This is a genomic window from Pseudomonas sp. 478, assembly GCF_003254125.1.
GTDB lineage: Bacteria > Pseudomonadota > Gammaproteobacteria > Pseudomonadales > Pseudomonadaceae > Aquipseudomonas.
In genome coordinates, this window is record NZ_QKZG01000002.1 from 332696 (window position 1) to 352024 (window position 19329).

Annotated in this window: 20 protein-coding genes; 8 read left to right on the forward strand and 12 right to left on the reverse strand. The window is 57.9% G+C overall.

Features of this window, described 5'->3' with window-relative positions; all coding sequences use genetic code 11:
* Positions 1–35 precede the first annotated feature (35 nt).
* The 4 genes from DFS28_RS05270 to DFS28_RS05285 form a co-directional block, all read right to left on the reverse strand.
* On the reverse strand, positions 36–977 hold the full coding sequence (locus DFS28_RS05270; protein ID WP_111448870.1) for an AraC family transcriptional regulator: 942 nt from the start codon (positions 975–977) through the stop codon (positions 36–38).
* 26 nt (positions 978–1003) lie between these two features.
* Complete coding sequence (locus DFS28_RS05275) at positions 1004–1837, reverse strand: oxidoreductase (RefSeq protein ID WP_111448871.1); 834 nt, start codon at positions 1835–1837, stop codon at positions 1004–1006.
* Positions 1838–2265: 428 nt separating this feature from the next.
* The gene (locus DFS28_RS05280) at positions 2266–2952 is read right to left on the reverse strand and encodes a glutathione S-transferase family protein (protein ID WP_256596784.1); all 687 of its coding nucleotides are present in this window, start codon (positions 2950–2952) and stop codon (positions 2266–2268) included.
* 69 nt (positions 2953–3021) lie between these two features.
* The gene (locus DFS28_RS05285; protein ID WP_111448873.1) at positions 3022–3768 is read right to left on the reverse strand and encodes an SDR family oxidoreductase; all 747 of its coding nucleotides are present in this window, start codon (positions 3766–3768) and stop codon (positions 3022–3024) included.
* Between the two features lie 134 nt (positions 3769–3902).
* Here DFS28_RS05285 and DFS28_RS05290 point away from each other — a divergent pair, with 134 nt between their 5' ends.
* Entirely contained in the window at positions 3903–4790 is an 888-nt protein-coding gene (locus DFS28_RS05290; RefSeq protein WP_165933967.1) for a LysR family transcriptional regulator, read from the forward strand.
* A 187-nt stretch (positions 4791–4977) separates the two neighbouring features.
* On the opposite strand, the gene DFS28_RS05295 is transcribed toward DFS28_RS05290, so the two are convergent.
* The 3 genes from DFS28_RS05295 to DFS28_RS05305 are packed head-to-tail and all read right to left on the reverse strand — an operon-like array spanning position 4978 to position 7049.
* On the reverse strand, positions 4978–5520 hold the full coding sequence (locus DFS28_RS05295) for a histidine phosphatase family protein (RefSeq protein ID WP_111449122.1): 543 nt from the start codon (positions 5518–5520) through the stop codon (positions 4978–4980).
* A gap of 17 nt (positions 5521–5537) precedes the next feature.
* Positions 5538–6626, reverse strand: coding sequence for an SDR family oxidoreductase (locus DFS28_RS05300; protein ID WP_111448875.1), 1089 nt, complete (start codon positions 6624–6626; stop codon positions 5538–5540).
* Positions 6627–6629: 3 nt separating this feature from the next.
* Entirely contained in the window at positions 6630–7049 is a 420-nt protein-coding gene (locus DFS28_RS05305; RefSeq protein WP_111448876.1) for an ester cyclase, read from the reverse strand.
* A 117-nt stretch (positions 7050–7166) separates the two neighbouring features.
* On the opposite strand from DFS28_RS05305, the gene DFS28_RS05310 reads away from it, so the two are divergent.
* From DFS28_RS05310 to DFS28_RS05330, 5 genes are all read left to right on the forward strand, one after another.
* A complete protein-coding gene (locus tag DFS28_RS05310; RefSeq protein WP_111448877.1) occupies positions 7167–8090 on the forward strand; it encodes a LysR family transcriptional regulator in 924 nt (307 codons plus the stop codon).
* Positions 8091–8729: 639 nt separating this feature from the next.
* Complete coding sequence (locus DFS28_RS05315) at positions 8730–9092, forward strand: hypothetical protein (protein ID WP_111448878.1); 363 nt, start codon at positions 8730–8732, stop codon at positions 9090–9092.
* A 362-nt stretch (positions 9093–9454) separates the two neighbouring features.
* Positions 9455–10027, forward strand: a complete 573-nt coding sequence (locus DFS28_RS05320) for a chorismate mutase (RefSeq protein ID WP_111448879.1) — start codon at positions 9455–9457, stop codon at positions 10025–10027.
* A gap of 151 nt (positions 10028–10178) precedes the next feature.
* Positions 10179–10607 (forward strand): nuclear transport factor 2 family protein, encoded by a 429-nt coding sequence (locus tag DFS28_RS05325; protein WP_111448880.1) that lies wholly within the window; start codon positions 10179–10181, stop codon positions 10605–10607.
* Between the two features lie 181 nt (positions 10608–10788).
* Positions 10789–12504 (forward strand): amidase, encoded by a 1716-nt coding sequence (locus DFS28_RS05330; protein WP_111448881.1) that lies wholly within the window; start codon positions 10789–10791, stop codon positions 12502–12504.
* A 66-nt stretch (positions 12505–12570) separates the two neighbouring features.
* Here DFS28_RS05330 and DFS28_RS05335 read toward each other — a convergent pair whose 3' ends face one another.
* The gene (locus DFS28_RS05335) at positions 12571–12960 is read right to left on the reverse strand and encodes a cytochrome c family protein (RefSeq protein WP_111448882.1); all 390 of its coding nucleotides are present in this window, start codon (positions 12958–12960) and stop codon (positions 12571–12573) included.
* A 38-nt stretch (positions 12961–12998) separates the two neighbouring features.
* Positions 12999–13964 carry a GlxA family transcriptional regulator gene (locus DFS28_RS05340; RefSeq protein ID WP_111448883.1) on the reverse strand — a complete coding sequence of 322 codons (966 nt, stop codon included), beginning with the start codon at positions 13962–13964 and terminating at the stop codon, positions 12999–13001.
* 105 nt (positions 13965–14069) lie between these two features.
* Here DFS28_RS05340 and DFS28_RS05345 point away from each other — a divergent pair, with 105 nt between their 5' ends.
* Positions 14070–14639, forward strand: a complete 570-nt coding sequence (locus DFS28_RS05345) for an acyl-CoA thioesterase (RefSeq protein WP_111448884.1) — start codon at positions 14070–14072, stop codon at positions 14637–14639.
* 297 nt (positions 14640–14936) lie between these two features.
* Here the strand turns inward: DFS28_RS05345 and DFS28_RS05350 are convergent, their stop codons facing one another.
* Together DFS28_RS05350 and DFS28_RS05355 are read right to left on the reverse strand one after the other, a co-directional pair.
* Positions 14937–16211, reverse strand: coding sequence for a glucarate dehydratase family protein (locus DFS28_RS05350; RefSeq protein WP_111448885.1), 1275 nt, complete (start codon positions 16209–16211; stop codon positions 14937–14939).
* The gene (locus DFS28_RS05355; RefSeq protein WP_111448886.1) at positions 16208–17572 is read right to left on the reverse strand and encodes an MFS transporter; all 1365 of its coding nucleotides are present in this window, start codon (positions 17570–17572) and stop codon (positions 16208–16210) included. The genes DFS28_RS05350 and DFS28_RS05355 overlap by 4 nt, the downstream gene beginning before the upstream one ends.
* A gap of 106 nt (positions 17573–17678) precedes the next feature.
* On the opposite strand from DFS28_RS05355, the gene DFS28_RS05360 reads away from it, so the two are divergent.
* Positions 17679–18581 (forward strand): LysR substrate-binding domain-containing protein, encoded by a 903-nt coding sequence (locus tag DFS28_RS05360; protein WP_111448887.1) that lies wholly within the window; start codon positions 17679–17681, stop codon positions 18579–18581.
* 203 nt (positions 18582–18784) lie between these two features.
* Here DFS28_RS05360 and DFS28_RS05365 read toward each other — a convergent pair whose 3' ends face one another.
* On the reverse strand, positions 18785–19120 hold the full coding sequence (locus DFS28_RS05365) for a hypothetical protein (RefSeq protein ID WP_074878077.1): 336 nt from the start codon (positions 19118–19120) through the stop codon (positions 18785–18787).
* Between the last annotated feature and the right edge of the window lie 209 nt (positions 19121–19329).

A 19329-nucleotide genomic window follows, 5' to 3' on the forward strand; every position in this document is an offset into this window, starting at 1 on the left:
CTACTGGCGCCGGGCAAGACAGGACTGATTAAAGGTCAGTGTGATGACACGAAGGGTGACGGGGTTGTCGGTGCCGGCAACGCATAGGTCCGTTTCATCCACGCCACCTCCGCTATCGGTGTGCGACCGAAGAGGCGCTTGAAGTCGCGGCTAAATTGCGAAGCACTTTCATAGCCCACCAGAAATGCCGATTTGGCTGCTGTCAGGTCGTTACGCAGCATCAGTAATCGAGCTTGATGCAACCGTGTCGACTTGAGGTACTGCATAGGCGAGGAATCGGTCACTTTGCGAAAATGCAGATGAAAGTTGGGCACGCTCATCTGCGCTTCCTGGGCCAGGACTTCTACATCCAGATGCTCGTGGTAACAGCTGTGGATTTTGTGAATGGCGCGCGTCACCTTGCCGAACTGGCCCTGCTGGGCGATGGCGGCGCGTAGGGTGCCGCCTTGTTCGCCGGTGAGGATGCGGTAGTAGAGTTCGCGCAGCATCGCCGGGCCGAGGATTTGCGCGTCGGTGCGGTCGGCCATGACTTCCAGAAAACGCAGGGTCGACTGGCGCAGCGGTTCATCCATGGGCGAGGCGTACATGCCCATAGGCTGAGCCGAGCGGAAGTTCCATACCTCATCCACCTGCTCAATCAGCTCGCCGACCAGGGTGAAGTCCAGACGCAGGTACACCGCCAGCATTGGCTGAGCCTCGCTGGCGTCGGTCTCCATCGTAAAGGGCACTGGCACCGACACCACCAGATAATGCAGGGCGTCATAAACGTAAACTTCATCACCCAAATAGCCGCGTTTCTGCCCCTGACAGAGGATAACGATGCCCGGTTCATACAAAACCGGAGTGCGCGTCAGTGGCCGGTTGGAACGCAGAAAACGCACATCATCCAGCGGGCTCAGGTTGTAACCCTCCAGCGGCGCAAGCTGGCCCATCAAATGCACCATACGTGATGTGCTCGGGTCCTTGGGTTTCGGCATCGACTGCACGCTCTCCACATTTATGCTCAGCCATCCGTAGAACAGCTAAGCGCCTCCCATTGCTTAATACTCTCCGCCCCCCGGTGCAGCTTGTCACGCACCAGGGCCAGGGCGTCACTGCCCAGCAGCAGGTGAGCCGGCGGGCTGGGACTGGCGATAATCGTCAGCATGGCGCGTGCGGCTTTCTGCGGGTCGCCCGGTTGATGGCCGCTTTTTTCCTCACGGGCTTTGCGCACCGGGTCGAAACTCGCATCGTAGTCACTGATACTGCGCGGCGTACGCTGCATCGAACGGCCTGCCCAGTCCGTGCGAAACGACCCCGGTGCCACGGCCGTGACAAAAATATCGAAGGGTGCAAGCTCCTTGCTCAACGTGTCAGAGATGCCCTCCAGCGCAAATTTGCTGCCGCAGTAATAGGCAATGCCTGGCATGGTGATATAGCCGCCCATGGACGTGATATTGAGGATATGCCCCGCCCGCCGCTGGCGAAAATACGGCACAAACGCCTTGGTCATTGCCACCGCGCCGAATACATTTACGTCGAACTGGCGACGCATTTCCGCCAACGACGACTCCTCGAAAATCCCCTCGTGGCCATAACCCGCGTTGTTTACCAGCACATCCACCGGGCCATGCTTGTCCTCAACAGCGGCGACCACCGCGTCGATGGCATTAAAGTGGGTAACGTCCAGCACCACACCATGGGCCCGCCCAGGCGAGAGCGCCTCGAAGGTTGCCAGAGAGGATTCGCTGCGAACAGTGCCGATCACTCGATGGCCCAAGGCTAGGGCTTCCTTAGCCAGGGCCTGGCCAAATCCACTACTAACACCGGTGATAAAGAGGGTTTTTTCTGCACTCATGGGGCGTACTCCTGAAGATACAAGGTGAGGCCATGCTAGGGTGGAGAGTGCTGGGGGACTATGCCGAATTGGATTTGAGTATTGCCTAATCCTATCGGCGTGATCGGTGGGCAACCTGAAATCTGGTGGCAAAAAACGAGACCAAAGGAAGACGGATTTATTTACCCTACTCTAAACGTCTGATTCTGGCCGATTGCTGCATTCCGCGACGGGCCGCTATGGGTCGTTTTCTGCCCTTCGCAACAGACTGCAATCGGCCAAAAGCGGACATGGAGCGCCAACGAAAGCTCAGTATCGCTATCCGTTGTATAGGCACTTTCCTGAAGAATAGGAAAGCGGGCCTCCTGCAAATTCGCAAAGGTGACCCAGCTCCACGATCGCACCAGGCTAAGTCCCGCCATACGAGACACTGGACTGATATTTATGACTCATCTGACTAAAATGGCCTTCACCTCCAGCAGATGTTTGCGTAACCGGTCTGCATAATCCTCGGCGACAGCAGCCTGAACGCTAGCGCGATTGGCCAGTGCATGACGCCACTCTGCAATGCGAACAAGTCCATCGAACAATGGATGACCTGGTTCGAACCCTAGTATGTCGAAGTAGCGGAAAACTGGAGCAACGGCTATATCCACCATGCTGAGCTTCGCACCAGCGAAGTGATTACCGTCCGATTTTTCAAGTTCGAATCGCTCTAGTTTGCCTCTCAACGCTGCTGATTTGCTAAGCGCTGTCTGCTGATCCGCTGCATTCAAATATCCCCACGCATCCGCGAGCATGGCAGTGGCGAATTCGATCCAGGCACGGTGTTGAGCACGGGTGATTGCATATTCCGGGTGCAAAGCAGGCTCCGGATACACCTCTTCGATGAATTCACAGATTGCCACGCTCTCAAAGAGCACATTCGCACCCTCGTCGCCTTTTTGCACCTTTAGAAGTGGGACTTTGCCCGTTGGAGACATGGCCAGAAACCAGTCGGGCCTGACCTTCAGATCCACATCAATGCGCTGAAATGGAACCTGCTTTTCGAGGAGTAAAATTGCCACTCGCTGAACAAACGGACAAAGCCCGTGGCTAACAAGCGTGAGCCGTGATTGCGACATTTGAATACCCACTGTTATTTCGACAACTCCCGCTTCCGGGCAGGAAGCGGGATGTACAGACTCGAAGGCGTGCCTATCTCGTTAAAGCGAGCGACCACCATCAACAATAATTTCTGTTCCCAACGTCCAACGAGACTCGTCCGACGCGAGGTACAGCACCGCCTTAGCTACTTCTTCAGGCGTGCCAAAACGGCCAAATGGGATAGTCGCAGCAATATCTTTGTTGACCTGCTCGCGGTAGGCATCGGGAATACCCGCCTTGTCGTACAGCGGCGTGTCGATCGGCCCAGGGCTGACCGCATTTACTCGAACACCACGCGGTAGAAGCTCGCTAGAGAGCGTTTTCGACATGTTTAGAAAGGCCGCCTTTGTTGCGGCATAAATGGATGAACGCGCGGCGCCCAGGTGCGCACTGATCGAGGTGTTAAGAACCACCGATGCAGGGTTTGAGAAGACCGGCAGCAGTGCTTGCAGGAGGAAGTAAGGACCTTTGACATTGATGTCGAAGGAGCGATCAAACATCTCCTCGTTCCAGTCTTCGATTGGCTTCCAGACGGATACGCCAGCATTGAGGAAGGCAACGTCGAGCTGCCCGTAATGAGACTGAACAGCCTGCGCCAGCTCCTTCTGGGCTGCGACACTAGCTGAGTCGGCTCGCAGCACCAGGACTTCGCTACCTAAAATAGCTTGAGCATTTGCCATGGACTCAGGATTAACACCTGTGACGATCACGCGTGCGCCTTCGGCGAGAAATTGCTTGGCGGTTTCCAGACCGATGCCGCTTGTACCGCCAGTGATGAGGGTACGCTTGCCTTGTAAACGGGACATGTAAATTTTCTCTCTTTTGGGGCGGCCAGCCGGACGACTGACCTTCTGAGAGCAACTATGTATTCATGCCATCACGCTGATAAGATGGGCAAATAGAATAGATCTCATGCAAAATCTGCATGAAAAGGGGCGTGATGGACCGGTTGTTACTGATGAGCTGTTTTGTACGCGCTGTCGAGACAGGTAGTTTTTCTGCTGCGGGACGTGATCTAGGACTAGGGCAACCGAGCGTCAGTCGTTACGTCGCTGCTCTTGAAGACCATTTGCAAACCAGGCTGCTTCACCGATCCACACGAAAGCTGATGCTCACGCCCGAGGGTGAACGGTACTACGCAGATGCGCGGCGTATTCTGGACTCAGTGGAACAGTCAGAGTCCTCACTGAGAGGGAACGTAGCGCCGTCTGGATTACTGCGCGTCGCTTGCCCGACCGCATTGGCTCACACCTTCATCGTACCGCACGTCGCGAGCTTTCTAGGGCGTTATCCCGAACTGTCGCTCGATCTTCAAATCAATGATCGCTACGTCAATTTAGTCGACGAGGGGGCAGAACTCGCGATTCGTATTGGGCACCTGGAGGACAGTGCAATGCGAGCCCGGCCACTAGCGTGGTTCGAGCGTGTGTGCGTTGCCAGCCGTGCGTACCTAGAGAAACGTGGCTCTCCCTCTTCGCCTGATGACCTGAAGGAACACGACTGCCTCATTTATACCCTCCTATCCACTGGAACCAACTGGCGGTTTAAGGATACTGATGTCCCGATCTCCGGACGACTGCGTGTCAACTCGCCAGAGGCGATACGTGAGTACGTCAATGCAGGATTGGGAATCGCGCAAGGGCCTCAATGGCTTTATGAGGAAGGGCTGAGAAGTGGCAATCTTCAATTGCTGCTTAACGAATACGTGGCGCCACCCGTCCCGATCCAAATCGTATACTTAGCGAATCGGCTGCTGCCCCAGCGAGCCATCGTTTTCATGGATTTTATGGCGGATGTTTTTGCTGCATTCCATGAGCGCCCTGAATAGCCTCCTGGCCCACGGCCAGGGTGCGAGCGGAGAATCATCAGCATGGCGGCCCCTTGGGCGAAAATCGCTGCACACTCACCATTCTTGCTCGTCAACGGGGCTTTAAGTAGTCACACCGGACTGCAGGGAGGAAATGAACGACCAACCTGAACTTTCCCTTCGTTAATCTCCGCGCCAGATGGCACTTTTAAACACCGCTATATTGATACACCGTCGCACTCCAATATTGGCTGCCGTTACGTTTTTGGCGAACCCATCCATCGGCCACCAGTTGTTTGGCGATCATTCGATTCATAAAGCCATGACCGAGCAGCAGAACCGGTCCTTCGTTGGCAAGGGACTGAAGTCGTCGAGCTGCCGTGCTGGCGCGCATCCTCGCAGTTCCGGCGGATTCGACGTTACGTGAGTAACCGCACAACCATAAGACTCGAAGGATAAATGCCCAGGTAAACGACGATAGCCGTGGCAGTTTCCAGTGACCATAAGGCAGTTGCGCTTCACAGAAAAGCGCGTCGACAAGGGCGGGCTTCAGGCCAAGAGCCTGGACGGAGGTCAGCGCACGAGGCGCGCTGCTTGAGACAATCACCTTGGCGGTTGCGGCGAGCTGCATGCTGGCATCCGGGACGGGTTGGTTGGTAATTTCGGACCGGTTGTATTGCTCGATCCAGTCTTTCATATCGAGCGCTGACATTTTGGCGGTTGCGACCAGCTTTGGCTGGCCGTGACGCATCAGGATTATTTCCCTCCTCACGGTATGTTTACGTCCTTGTTCAGGTGTGCGGTCAATGTGGAAGGAGCGCGGTTCCGGGAACTTAAGGTGTGACTCTCAAACCAATCGTGATCGCGGTACCACGCCACCGTGTCGGTGATTGTCAGCTCTAGTGGCCGGAAACTCAGGCCAAGCTCTTGCTCACTCTTGCCGTGGTTGAAACAGGTGCGGTCCTTCTCTCGTACCAACAGGCGCAACGTGGCCATGCTCAGCAGAATGGGCTTGCTGGTAATACGCGCATACATCTCCTGCACAGCCGCCAACGTGTATAGAAAGGGGAGCGGTAGTTGTCGAACGGGTGTCTTGACGCCCGCTATACGTCCAAGCATAGGCACCAGCTCACGCATTGTCATATGCCGGCCCGCCGCGAGATAGCGCTCACCTCGCCGCCCATGTTTGGCTGCGGCAATCTGCGCCAATGCCACATCGCGGGCATCGACAACGGAGAAACTACCGGGGATCAGTCCGGGCTGTTTGCCGAGCACGACATCGTTAACCAACTGTCCCGAGGAGGTGGGGCCCATGTCGGCTGGGCCCCACATCCAGCCAGGCAGGACCATGCAGGCATGCATCTCGGGATGGACCTCCAGGAACGACAAGACGGCACGGTCGGCGAGAATCTTGCTACGGTAGTAGTCATCCGCATCGGCATCAGCCCGCAGACATGTCTCATCGATGGACGTGCCAGGTGCGCCGTCGAGCACAGCAATGGAAGACGTATGGATGAACCGTCGTATACCGGCGCGGTAGGCCTGGTTTAGCAGGCGCCGCGTACCAGACACATTAATCTTTTCGAGTTCCTTCCAATGGCTGCCGCCCTTGTAGTTGTCGCGAAAGAACGCAGCGGTGTGAAACACCGTATCGCAGCCTTGCAGCGACGCTGCGAATGCGTCGACATCGGCCATGTCCCCAACGACCAGTTCCACACCCGGCAAATTGTTGAACTGCTGTTCACCTTTGGCTCTTGAACGGACCAGGGCTTTGACCGCGTAGCCACGAGCGACCAATTCACGCACCAGGTTGTTGCCCAACAAGCCGGTTGCGCCAGTAACGAATGCGCTGTGCATGGCTCAACCCTCCGCTGGACAGGCTAACGGCATCAGCACCGCACTGTCGAAGAAGGCCTCTTCACGGATGGCCAGCCCGTCTCTGAAGGTGAAGTGTGCGGCGTAGTACGCGGTAATATGGCGTCCATGAGGTGGAATCACCCGGCCTGGCAGCACCAAGGGTGCGGCGAATGTGCCGGTCAGGAAGGCAGTCAGCGCCAAACGATCGTTACCGACGGCGAATGGGCTGAAAATCACGTGGGCATCGGGGAGCGCTTCGAGCAATGCGATCTCTCGTTTGCGCATGGCTTCGCGACCGGTTTGTATCCCCATGCTGTCGAGGTAGGTGAAGTCTTCGCAAACCAGCGCAAGCATCGCCTCCACATCACGGCGATTGAAGGCACTGGCGGCGCGTTCCGCATAGTCGTTGGGGCCAATAGTCATACAGTCCATTCCATTCGTCTTCGAGGGCTTGTAGATATACCGTTGAGGCCTCTCCCGAAAAACAGCGACTACTGCATAATGGATTTGCACATATGCAGACCAGGGAGGATATGACGCATGGCGTTGCAAGCAAATTGGGACGATCTTCGTCTGTTGTTGGCAGTCTCGCGGCGTGGCAGCTTTCTTCAAGCTGGCCAGATGCTGGGTATTGCGGCGTCTACTGTGTCCCGCCGGTTGACCCAACTTGAGAACGCCCTGGGCGAGCTACTCGTCGAGCGGGGCGTTGAAGGATGCTGGTTGACCTCGCGCGGCCAATCCCTCGTGGAAGTTGCCCTAGCGGCGGAGGCGGGCTTGAGGCGTCAAACCGTTACTGACATGTCCGGGCTACACACAGAGCTATTTGGCAGTGTCCTGGTCAGTGCAGGAGAGGGATTTTCGTCTTGCGTGCTGGAGGCTGCGAGTCGCTTCACCTCTCTTCACCCGCGTTGCTCGGTGGAGTTGATGGCAACAGCCGACTTTCACAAGATTGTCCGCGGCGTGGCAGACATTGCTGTACGCACAGCTCATCTAGGCGAACCGTCGCTGATTTATCGACCAATAGGCAGGCTCGCTTACGGTGTCTTCGCCGATGCAGGTTATCTGAAACGGTATCCAGGGGTGACTCCGGCCACTGCGGTTAATATTGCCTTGCTTCCTCCGCTGGACATGTTGCCGCAAATGCGTGCGGCAAAGGCCGCGGGTCTGGAACGCGCGCAGATCAGCGTGAATTCGTTCGCGGTTCAGCTCGAATCGGTGAGGCGAGGAATGGGTGTGGCGGTACTGCCCCGTATTCTGGCGAAGGACCTGATCGAGCTGTTCCCGGATCTCCAACTTCCAGATATGGAAGTCTATCTGGTGACCCGGCCTCAGGCATTGAAACAGGCTCACATTAAATGTTTTTTTGCCATCCTGGAGCAGGTGCTGCTCGAAGCCCTTTCCATAGAAAATGTGGAAGGTTGCCTCTTGGGGGGGCGACCTGAAATGGGTGCATGGGGGCGCTAGACAAAAACAGAAATCGGGATGAGGGTGTGAGTTTTTTATGAGCGCGAACCACGTCGTAGCGAGATGTGACCAGGCACGGACACCACAGTGTTCGTATCGTTGGCCAATGCGGGGTTATGACGCCTTAAGCAACGCTACGTATTCAGCAGCATTGGTTTCGTGCGAACGTGGCGCTACCCCAGTGAGAGTATGTGCGTCGTCGGTTGCGGCAGATGTCCAGTTTGATCGACAGCTCTACTACTCTGACAACCATGCCAGATCGCCTCACTCACCTGCTGGGTTCCTGGCTGCTGGAGGACATAGGAAGTTAGTAACCTAACGTCGGGCTTATTTAAACGTGGTGAATGTAGTGTTGGGGAGCGGCTGACCGCTTCTGGCCGAGGCTGTGTAAAAACGTTTTTCAGCGCGACAGGTACTCAAAACCGGACTGGAAATCGCGCTTCTACGCAAACCCCTGGAGAGCCTCGACAGTTCAAGAGGTCCAGCATACCCCCGCTGTTCTGGTTGAGCGCTAGAACCGACGACAGGAGGATCATTGCCGGCGTCGATAGTCACCATCACCTCAATGAAGTTCTCATAAAAAATCCGCGGCGTAACATCAGCTCCAGACCCAACAACTACACCCCGGAGCACACCATCATGAAACGCCAAATCTTCCTCAGCATCGCTTTCTCGGTTTTTGCAGTTAACGCTTTCGCCGCTACCTCTGTTCACCCGGTTGTCGCTGAAGGCGGCTCGGATCGTCTGATTGAAAGTCGTGTGGCAGAAGGTGGTTCCGACCGTCTGATCGAGAATCGCGTTGCTGAAGGTGGCTCGGATCGTCTGATCGAAAACCGCGTCGCTGAAGGTGGCTCCGACCGTCTGATCGAGAACCGCGTCGCTGAAGGTGGCTCCGACCGTCTGATCGAGAACCGCGTCGCTGAAGGTGGCTCGGACCGTCTGATCGAAAACCGCGTCGCTGAAGGTGGTTCCGACCGTCTGATCGAAAACCGCGCTGCATAAATTAATAGCTTGACCGAAGCACTCAACGAAAAGCCCGGCCTGACAAGCCTAATGCTGTTCACTTAAGCGCGAGCGTCCACATTTGTGGCGAGGGGATTTATCCCCGTTCGGCTGCGAAGCAGTCGTAATCCAGACAACTTAGTCAATCTGAAAAGACACTGGGGCCGCTTCGCAGCCCAACGGGGATAAATCCCCTCGCCACAGGTTCTTGTTCGACTGAAGAATGTCTTAAGTGAACAGCATTGGGCCTGACAAGCCGGGCTTTTTCGTGCACAAAATAAATCGATCCCTGCTTAATGCCTCCGCCGCACCTGTGATACATAACACCTGATTGTGAGTCCCGTTCCCGATGAGGTTTGCCGATGCCCCGCTCCCCACATGTACCGCAACTGCTGATCTGCGCCGTCCTCAGTTTATTCGCCAGCAGCGCACAGGCCAGTGCGCCCTCCCCGGCGCCCGATAGCTTGCAACCGCTGCTGGTGACGTTGAACGAGCGCCTGAGCATTGCTGATCTTGTGGCGCTGACCAAGTGGGACAGTGGCAAACCGATCCAGGACAGTGCCCGGGAAGTGCAAGTCATCGCCAACGCCAGGAAGCTGGCCGTCGAGCGCAAACTGAACCCGGACGAAATAGCCGAATTGATCGCTGCACAGATTGAAGCCAACAAACTGGTGCAGTACGGGCTGGTGGCCCAATGGCGAGCGGCTGGCAAGGCGCCTGACACGCCGCGGCCAGACCTCGCCAATCAAATCCGGCCACAGCTCGATGAGCTGCAAAATCGCCTGTTGCAGCAATACGCCGCCTTCGCGCCCTATCGCAAAGACCCGCAATGTGCGGACTGGCTAGCCAAAGAACGATCCCGCCTGATCAAGGACAGTCTGCATGGTCAGGCACTGATACGCGCCACCGGGGAGCTGTGTGTCGCTGGTCAGTGACTGAGCAGCTTTAAAGCGGTCTCTAAAAAGAAGCCCGGCCTGATCAGCCGGGCTTCTTCTTTTTTGTGAGCTACTTTTAGTGCATCCGCAGGGTCGCAATTCGGCCTTGGCGGCACTCTTGAATGTCTCACGGCCAACCATCGGAGCTGAAATGTCTGAACTGAAACTGCACCCCAAAGCCGCAGAATCCCTGAACCAGTGGCACGACATGATCAGCAAGGGTGACTTGAGTGACTTGCCCGGTTTGCTGGACCCACAGGCGATCTTCCGCTCCCCGATGGCTCACACGCCTTACCAGGGTGCAGCCGTGGTATCGATGATTCTCAACACGGTCATCGAGGTATTTGAGGATTTCGTCTACCACCGGGAACTGTCGACCGCAGACGGGTTGAGCGTCGTCCTGGAGTTCAGCGCCAACGTCAGCGGGAAAGCGTTAAAGGGCATCGACATGATCCGGTTCAACGAACAAGGAAAAATCGTTGAGTTTGAGGTGATGGTCCGTCCCTTGAGTGGCCTGCAAGCCTTGGGCGAGCAAATGGGCCAACGCCTTGGCGCTTACCTGGCGGCCAGCAAAGCCTGAAGACGTTGCATCGCCTTGGACGATGCCTCTGTTCCCCGCTTGGTGTTAAATAGAGCGCGAAAAGCAGCGCAATGAGAACACCGATGAATACCCATTTTGAGATTAGTGATGTCCCTGAGCCCAACATTCAGCGCGGTGGAAACATTCATCGCGTCGCCCATCAGCAGACGGTGGTAACAGCATGATCGAGGTCACCGAAGTTTCCATTGCCGAACTGCGGGCTGCGCTCGAATCGGGTCGAACCACTGCGGTTGAGCTGGTCCAGGCCTATCTCGCCAGGATCGATGCCTATGACGGACCCGACACGCCCACCGCCCTCAATGCGGTAGTGGTTCGAAACCCCGAGGCGCTGAACGAGGCGCAGGCGTCCGATGCCCGTCGGGCCAAGGGCGAGACGCTGGGTCCGCTCGATGGCATTCCCTATACGGCCAAGGACAGTTACCTGGTGAAGGGGCTCACCGCCGCCTCCGGCAGTCCCGCCTTCGCCAACCTGATTGCCTATCGCGATGCGTTCACGATTGAACGGCTTCGCGCTGCCGGCGCGATTTGCCTGGGCAAAACCAACATGCCGCCGATGGCAAACGGCGGCATGCAGCGCGGGGTCTATGGTCGTGCGGAAAGCCCGTACAACGCTGACTATCTCACCGCCCCCTTCGCCTCGGGCTCGTCGAACGGCGCCGGTACGGCAACGGCCGCCAGTTTCGCGGCATTCGGTCTCGCGGAAGAAACCTGGTCAAGTGGACGCGGTCCTGCATCGAACAATGGTCTGTGTGCCTATACACCTTCGCGCGGGGTCATTTCGGTGCGCGGCAACTGGCCGTTGACGCCGACGATGGACGTTGTCGTGCCGTTTGCCAGAACCATGGCCGACCTGCTCGAGGTCCTTGATGTGGTGGTGGCGGATGATCCCGACACTCGTGGCGATCTGTGGCGGATGCAGCCCTGGGTGCCGATTCCAAGTGTCGCCTCGGTGCGCCCCGCTTCCTATGCCGAGTTGGCCGTGAAGTCCGATGCACTGGCAGGAAAGCGCTTCGGCGTGCCGCGCATGTACATCAACGCGGATCCCGAAGCGGGTACCAGCGATGCGCCTGGCATTGGCGGTCCGACGGGGCAGCGAATCATCACCCGCCCATCCGTGATCGGGCTCTGGGAAGAGGCTCGCAAAGCACTCGAAGCCGCTGGCGCCGAAGTCATCGAAGTCGATTTCCCACTGGTCTCCAATTGCGAAGGTGATCGCCCGGGCGCGCCGACCGTATTTACGCGGGGCCTGGTGTCCAAAGAGTTCCTGCATCATGAATTGTGGGATCTGTCGGCGTGGGCGTTCGATGATTTTCTGCGGGCCAATGGCGATCCCAAATTGAACCGCCTCGCCGATGTCGACGGACCGCTGATTTTCCCCCACGACCCGGGCACGCTCCCCAACCGGGAGGACGAACTTGCCGCAGGCATGGACGAGTACGTGAAGATGGCCGAACGCGGCATTACCCCGTGGGACCAGATCACCACGCTGCCTGACGGACTGCGCGGACTTGAACAGACGCGTCGGATCGATCTTGAGATCTGGATGGATCGGTTGAAGCTCGATGCGGTGCTGTTTCCGACGGTGGCCGACGTGGGGCCGGCGAATGCCGATGTCGATCCGAAGTCTGCGGATATCGCGTGGAGCAACGGCGTCTGGGTCGCCAACGGCAACCTCGCCATCCGGCACCTGGGCGTTCCCACGGTCACTGTGCCGATGGGCGTCATGCCGGACATCGGCATGCCCGTCGGGCTGACATTTGCCGGTCGTGCCTATGACGATTCGACGCTGCTGCGCCTGGCTTCGGCGTTCGAGTCGATCGGCACGAAACGATTGATCCCGCCTCGCACCCCTCCTTTGCCGGTTGGCCAACAATAGAAAGGGCGGGATTGGGGCATTACACGCTCCAATCCCGTCCACTGGTTGACCGTCGTCCCCCGGGATTCATTGCCGCTGAAACGTCTGAAGGTACGCCAACAGGTTTTCGATCTTTTCCGGGTCGCTGAGGCCCCAGAAAATCATGCGGGTGCCGGGCACCACTTTTTTTGGCGCTTCAAGGTACGCGGTCAGCGTTTCGCGGGTCCAGACAATGCCGGCTGATTTCATCGCATCAGAGTATTGGTAATCCGTGGTGCTGCCCGAAGGGCGTCCAAAAATGCCATTGAGCTGCGGCCCGAATGAACCGCGCGCTGACTCCCCGACCTGATGGCAGCCACCGCATATCCGCTTGAACAGTGTTGCACCCGCCTCGGCATCGCCGGCCGCGTGTGCGTGTGCGCTGAACCCCCCTGCATTGAGCATCAGGGCGAAGGTGAGTACGGCGGTTTTCTGCATGTCCTGCTCCCAATCATCTGTGGCTTGGCGCCAGCGAATCAACTCGCACCCGCTTGAAACTTCTTCCTGTAAGCCGCCGGCAGCAAACCCACTCGCTGGCGGAACAGTCTACGGAACGAATTGCCATCTTCGTAGCCCACGGCGTAAGTGATGCTGTCGAGTGTCATGCGGGTGGATTCAAGCAGCTGCTTGGCCTTCTCCAGACGCAGGGTTTGCAGGTAAGTAATGGGCGTGTAACCGGTGGCCTCCTTGAAACGCCTTTTGAAGTTCCTGACGCCGAACCCGAATCGCTGGGCGACCTCATCAATCAGCAGCGGCTGTTCGAAGTGTTCCTCCAGCCAGTGTTGAACCCGCAGGATGTCGCCATCCCCATGGTTCTTCGGCAACGACCACATCACGTACACCGATTGCTCGCTGCGCACAGCGTCGACCAACAAGTACTTGCCGCACTTTTGCGCCAGTTCCAGTGAAGCGAACCGGCGCACAAGGTGCAGTAAAAGATCCATGGAAGCACTCGCGCCCCCGCAAGTGATCACGCGATTGTCCTCGCAGAGGATCTGCGTCTCCTCCAGACAGACCTCGGCATACCGACGACGAAACAGGTCGGCAAAGGCCCAGTGCGTGGTGGCACGAACGCCCTCCAGCAGGCCCGTTTCGGCCAGCATGAACGCCGCCGTGCACATCGACGCCACCACGGCACCCTGCGCATGCTGTTGACGCAGCCACGGTCCATACGCTGAAAAGGCCGGCAAGGCGTCCTTCAGGGTGAAGAGGAATCCGGGGATCAGCACCAGATCGGTTCGCGGGATCTCGGCGGTGGACAGGTCCACGCGCAGCGTCTGCCCTCCCCACGCAGCGACATCATCGCCATCAAGCGAGGCGATGACCACTTCGAAAGGCGCGCCGGCCGTGTCGGCGAACAGGTTGGCGGCGCTGAGCACTTCCAGGGCCATCGTGGCGCTGGCGGCGGAACATTGATCCGCCAGTAAAAGCGTGACGTGCATAAATGATCCTAATGCGCTTTTCGCATGAAAAAAGTCATTTGCGCACCTACCTTACCCGATCCTTCCGCCCTAAAGTGCACCGGTCATTCAATCATCGGCGTACTTATGAATCTCTGGTTCCGACTTTTCCTCATGCTGTTTCGTCGTCCGTGGCGCAAGCCGGTTGACGCCTTGGCCACCACCGTCGTCCACATGCGCGTCTGGCCACTTGATCTCGACCTCAACCGGCACGTTACCAATGGTCGGTATTTCACCCTGGCCGATATAGGACGCATGGACTACGTGTTGCGCAGCGGTGCATTCCGGGTGGCGTTGCGCAATAAGGCCGTGCCGATCGTTGGGGACACCTGGGGCAAGTTTCGGCGTGAGCTGAAACTGTTCGAAGCATTCGAGATTCACACCAGGATGCTCGGCTGGGACAACAAGTGGAGCTTTATGGAGCACCGCTTCGTGAGCAAGGGACGCGTGGTCGGCGTCGTGGTGATGCGGGGTCTGTTCCGCTCTGCCAAAGGCACGGTTGCACCCGGCGAGTACGCCCGGGAGCTGGGATTGGCAGAACAGTCGCCGCCAATGCCGACGTGGCTGACAGACTGGTCGCAAAGCTGCAACGACATGAGCCGAGAGCTTCGAGAGGAAGAAGGTCAGCCTGCCCGACGCCCGCAGACCGTCGCGTAATGCTGTTTACTTAAGCGCGGCGTCCACATTTGTGGCGAGGGGATTTATCCCCGTTGGCTGCGAAGCAGTCGTAATCCAGACAACTTAGTCTTTCTGAAAAGACGCTGGGGCCGCTTCGCAGCCCAACGGGGATAAATCCCCTCGCCACAGATCTAGCTCGACTGAAGAATGTCTTAAGTGAACAGTATTACGGACAGTCGCGAAGGCGCGCTCGACCGTTGGCAACGTTACGGCACCCCCCGGTCAGTTTGCTCTGCACCTGGGAGCTGGCGCAGATCGAGCGTTTGCTGACGGAACTCAAAACCGCGGTTTGACCGCCTTCCACTCCGGCTTGTAACGCTGCATCTGTTTCACGTCGTCGCGCTGACGAATGCCGCAAGACAGGTACTGGTCGTGCAGCTTGCCCAGTTGATCGTGATCCAGCTCCAGGCCCAACCCGGGCGCGCGGGTGATCTTCACGCAGCCATCGACGATGGGGATTTTGCCGCCCTTGATCACTTCTTCATCCGGTTCCTGCCACGGGTAATGCGTGTCGCAGGCGTAATCCAGATTGGGCACCGCGGCGGCGACATGCGCCATCGCCATCAGGCTGATGCCCAAGTGCGAGTTGGAATGCATGGATACGCCAAGGCCAAAGGTGTCGCACATTTTCGCCAGCGCCTGGGTGTCGCGCAGACCGCCCCAGTAGTGGTGGTCGGCGAGGACGATCTGCACGCTGTTCAACGCGACACTGCGGCGGAACTCATCGAAGTCGGTGACTACCATGTTGGTTGCCAGCGGCAGGCCGGTGCGCTTGTGCAGTTCGGACATGCCGTCGAGGCCCGGCGTCGGGTCTTCGTAATATTGCAAGTCATCACCCAGCAGTTCAGCCATGCGAATCGAAGTTTCCAGCGACCAGTTGCCGTTCGGATCAATGCGTAACGGGTAACGGGGGAACGCCTTTTTCAGCGCCTTGATGCACGACACTTCGTGCTCCGGTGGCAGCGTACCGGCCTTGAGCTTGATGCTCTTGAAACCGTTGGCCTCGATCATGCGTCGTGCCTGGGCGACGATCTGTTCTTCGTTCAGGGCTTCGCCCCAACTGTCGGGTTTGTAGGGTGAGTCGACGTGCTGGGCGTACTTGAAGAACAGGTAGGCGCTGAACGGAATCTCGTCGCGAATCGCACCGCCCAGCAAGTCCACCAACGGCACGTTCAACGAGTGCGCCTGCAAATCCAGGAACGCCACTTCGAACGCCGAATACGCATTGCTCACTGCTTTGCTGGCATGGGAGCCCGGCGCCAGTTCCGCACCGGCAATGCTCACCGGTTTGTTCGCCGCCACCGTGGCCTGCACGATGCGGCGCAGTTGATTGAGGTTGAACGGATCGAGGCCGATCAGTTGATCTTGCAGTTGCTGCTGGATCAACAGCGCCGGGGCGTCGCCGTAGCTTTCACCCAGGCCAATGTAGCCGTTGTCGCTTTCAATCTCGATGATCGAGCGCAGCGCAAAGGGTTCGTGGATACCACTGGCATTGAGCAGCGGCGGATCACGGAAGGCGATGGGGGTGACGGTGACTCGTTTGATTTTCAAGAGGCTGCTCCCTTTGAACCTGAACTCAAGGCTTGATGACTGATGGATTTTTCAGGCGTTGCGACGTCGCCGCGCGGTGCCGTGCGGGCGAAAAAGATCACCACGGCCGCGACCAGTGACGTGGCCGCCAAACCGTAGAGGCCACCTTCGATGGAGCCGGTTTTTTGCTCCAGGAAACCGAACGCCGTCGGGGCAACGAAACCGCCGAGGTTGCCGATGGAGTTGATCAAGGCGATCACCGCGGCGGCGATGCGAGCGTCCAGATAGCCTTGCGGAATCGGCCAGAACAATGCCGAGGCGGCCTTGAAACCAATGGCGGCAAAACAGATGGCGACGAAGGCAAAGATCGGCCCGCCAGTGGTGGACATGAACATGCCGAACGCGGCGATTACCAGGGTCAAGGCCACCCAGGCTTGCTGGTGTTTCCATTTGCTGGCCATGGCGGCGAAGCCATACATCGCGATGATCGAAATGATCCACGGAATCGAGTTGAACAGGCCCACCTGGAAGTCGCCGAGGTTGCCCATTTTCTTGATCATGCTCGGCAGCCAGAACGTGGCGCCGTAGATGGTCAGGGCGATGGAAAAGTAGATGAAGCAGAACAGCGCGATCTGCTTGTCGGCCAGCAGCTTGAACATCGACGGCTTGACGGTCTGTGTGGCTTCGCGGGCCTGTTGTTCCAGGGCAATGGCGTCAACCAGTGCGTCCTTTTCTTCGGCGCTCAGCCATTTCGCTTCGCGCGGATGGGATTGCAGCCAGAACCAGACAAATCCGCAAAGCACGATCGAGGCGAAGCCTTCAATCAGGAACATCCACTGCCAGCCATGCAGGCTGAAACCGCTGACATTCAACAGCGCGCCGGAGACGGGACCGGAGATCACCGAGGCAATGGCCGAACCGCTGAGGAAAATCGCCATGGCCTTGCCGCGCTCGGTCGACGGCAGCCATTGGGTGAAGTAATAAATGATGCCGGGGAAGAAGCCTGCTTCGGCGGCACCGAGGACAAAACGCAGCACGTAGAAGCTGGTTTCGCCACGCACAAACGCCATGGCCATTGCTGCCGCGCCCCAGGTGAACATGATGCGCGTCAGCCAGGCGCGAGCGCCGTAGCGTTGCAGCAGCATGTTGGAGGGGACTTCGAAGATCGCGTAACCGATAAAGAACAACCCGGCGCCCAGGCCGTAGGCGGCTGCGCCAATGCCGAGGTCGGTTTCCATGTGGCTGCGCACGAAGCCGATGTTGACCCGGTCGATGTAGTTGACGATGAACATCACCACGAACAGCGGCAGCACATGGCGCTTCACCTTGGCCGCAGCGCGGGCGAGTAAATTCGGGTCCGGCGGACTCTGGACGGTATTCAAGGGGCAACTCCCAATCATTGTTTTTTTAGGGACAGGCCGATGATGGACGCAGGTATTGATCCCGTCTAATCTAACTTGGCATTCGATTGATACCTGGATTAGATCAATGTTCGAACTGACCCAACTGCGCTGTTTCACTACGGTGGCGACCGAACTGAATTTCCGCCGTGCCGCCGAACGGTTGAACATGACTCAACCGCCCCTCAGTCGACAGATTCAACTGTTGGAACATCACCTAGGCGTTGAGCTATTCACCCGCACCACCCGCAGCGTCGCCCTGACCGCCGCCGGCCGCGCCTTCTTCATCGAAGCGCAGAATCTGCTGGAGCGCGCCCAGCAAGCCGCCGTCACCGCCCGCCGTTTTGCCGAGGGCGACATCGGCTCGGTCAACATCAGCTTCGTCGGCAGCGCGGTGTATGAATTCCTGCCCAAGGTCATCGCCGAGGCGAGGCTCAAACAGCCGCATGTGAAAATCGACCTGATGGAGATGAACACCTACCAGCAGCATGAAGCGCTGCGTGCGCGGCGTATCGATCTGGGCATCGTTCGCGCGCCGTTGCTGGAGCCGGGATACGCCACCGAATGCCTGGTGCGTGAACCGTTTGTATTGGCGGTGCCGAGCAGTCATCGGCTGGCGAGCGCCGAAACCGTGTCGGTCAAAGACCTCGATGCCCAGCCTTTCCTGATGTACTCCCACGCCGCCTACCCGCCGTTCAACGAACTGCTGACCGGTATGCTCCGCTCTGCCCGCGTCGCCCCGGAATACGTGCAATGGCTCGGTTCATCATTGACCATCCTGGCCTTGGTCAACGCCGGCATGGGCCTGGCCCTGGTGCCTCGCTGCGCCACCAGCGTGGTGTTCAAGAACGTGGTGTTTCGCGATATCGATTTGGGCGAAGGTGTGCAGAGCGAGCTGCATTTGATCTGGCGCGAGAACAATGACAACCCGGCATTTGCGATGTTGCTGGAGGGCATTCGAAGGGCTGTGCGAGAGGGATGGGGCGTTTGAGTTTGTCCGGTCGGATCTGCCCATCAAGTGAAGTGGTCGGGAAGGAACCGGGTGGCGCAAAACGCCAGCGTGACGCAAGGCCACTGACCGCGCGACTTACGCAATTCTTGTTACAGATTTGAGCGTCGCGATTATCCAAACTCCAGCAACGAAAAAGCCCGGCTAAACCGGGCTTTTTCGCGTCAACAGGCAGAGCTCTGCGCTTACTGAACGTTCTTCAGCTTGACCACATCACCAGAGATTTTAGTGGTGTAACCGGTCAGGACCCAGGCCCAGAACCAGTTTTCCTGCACCTGGGTGTTGATCATCGCGTCACCGCCCTTGGCTTTGATCGCCGCGTTCTGAGCGCGAACAAAACGGTTGTTCTGCTGGATCGGGATCACGCCGAACAGCAGCAGGCCAGTGGCGCTCGCTTCGCTGTGGCCCAGGACGGTGTATTGGCTGCTTTCATAATGCTGGGTGTTCATCGGCGTGCCGGTGCAACCCGCCAGAACCAGACCGAACAGGGCAACGGCGACAACTTTACTGAGGTACTTCACTGAAAAACTCCATGAGATGTTGCCCGGGATCCATCTCTCGGGCGGCGCACACTTTAACGGATGTGGTGGCCAATTGGTATCACCTGCCGAGCACGGGCAACTATCGGCCAAAAGCAGCTTCAGACAACGAACCCGGCCGTTGCACAGTGGTCAAACCAACTGACGGCATCGCTGCGGATCAAAGGCCTTGGGCCTGGCTCATTCAAAAG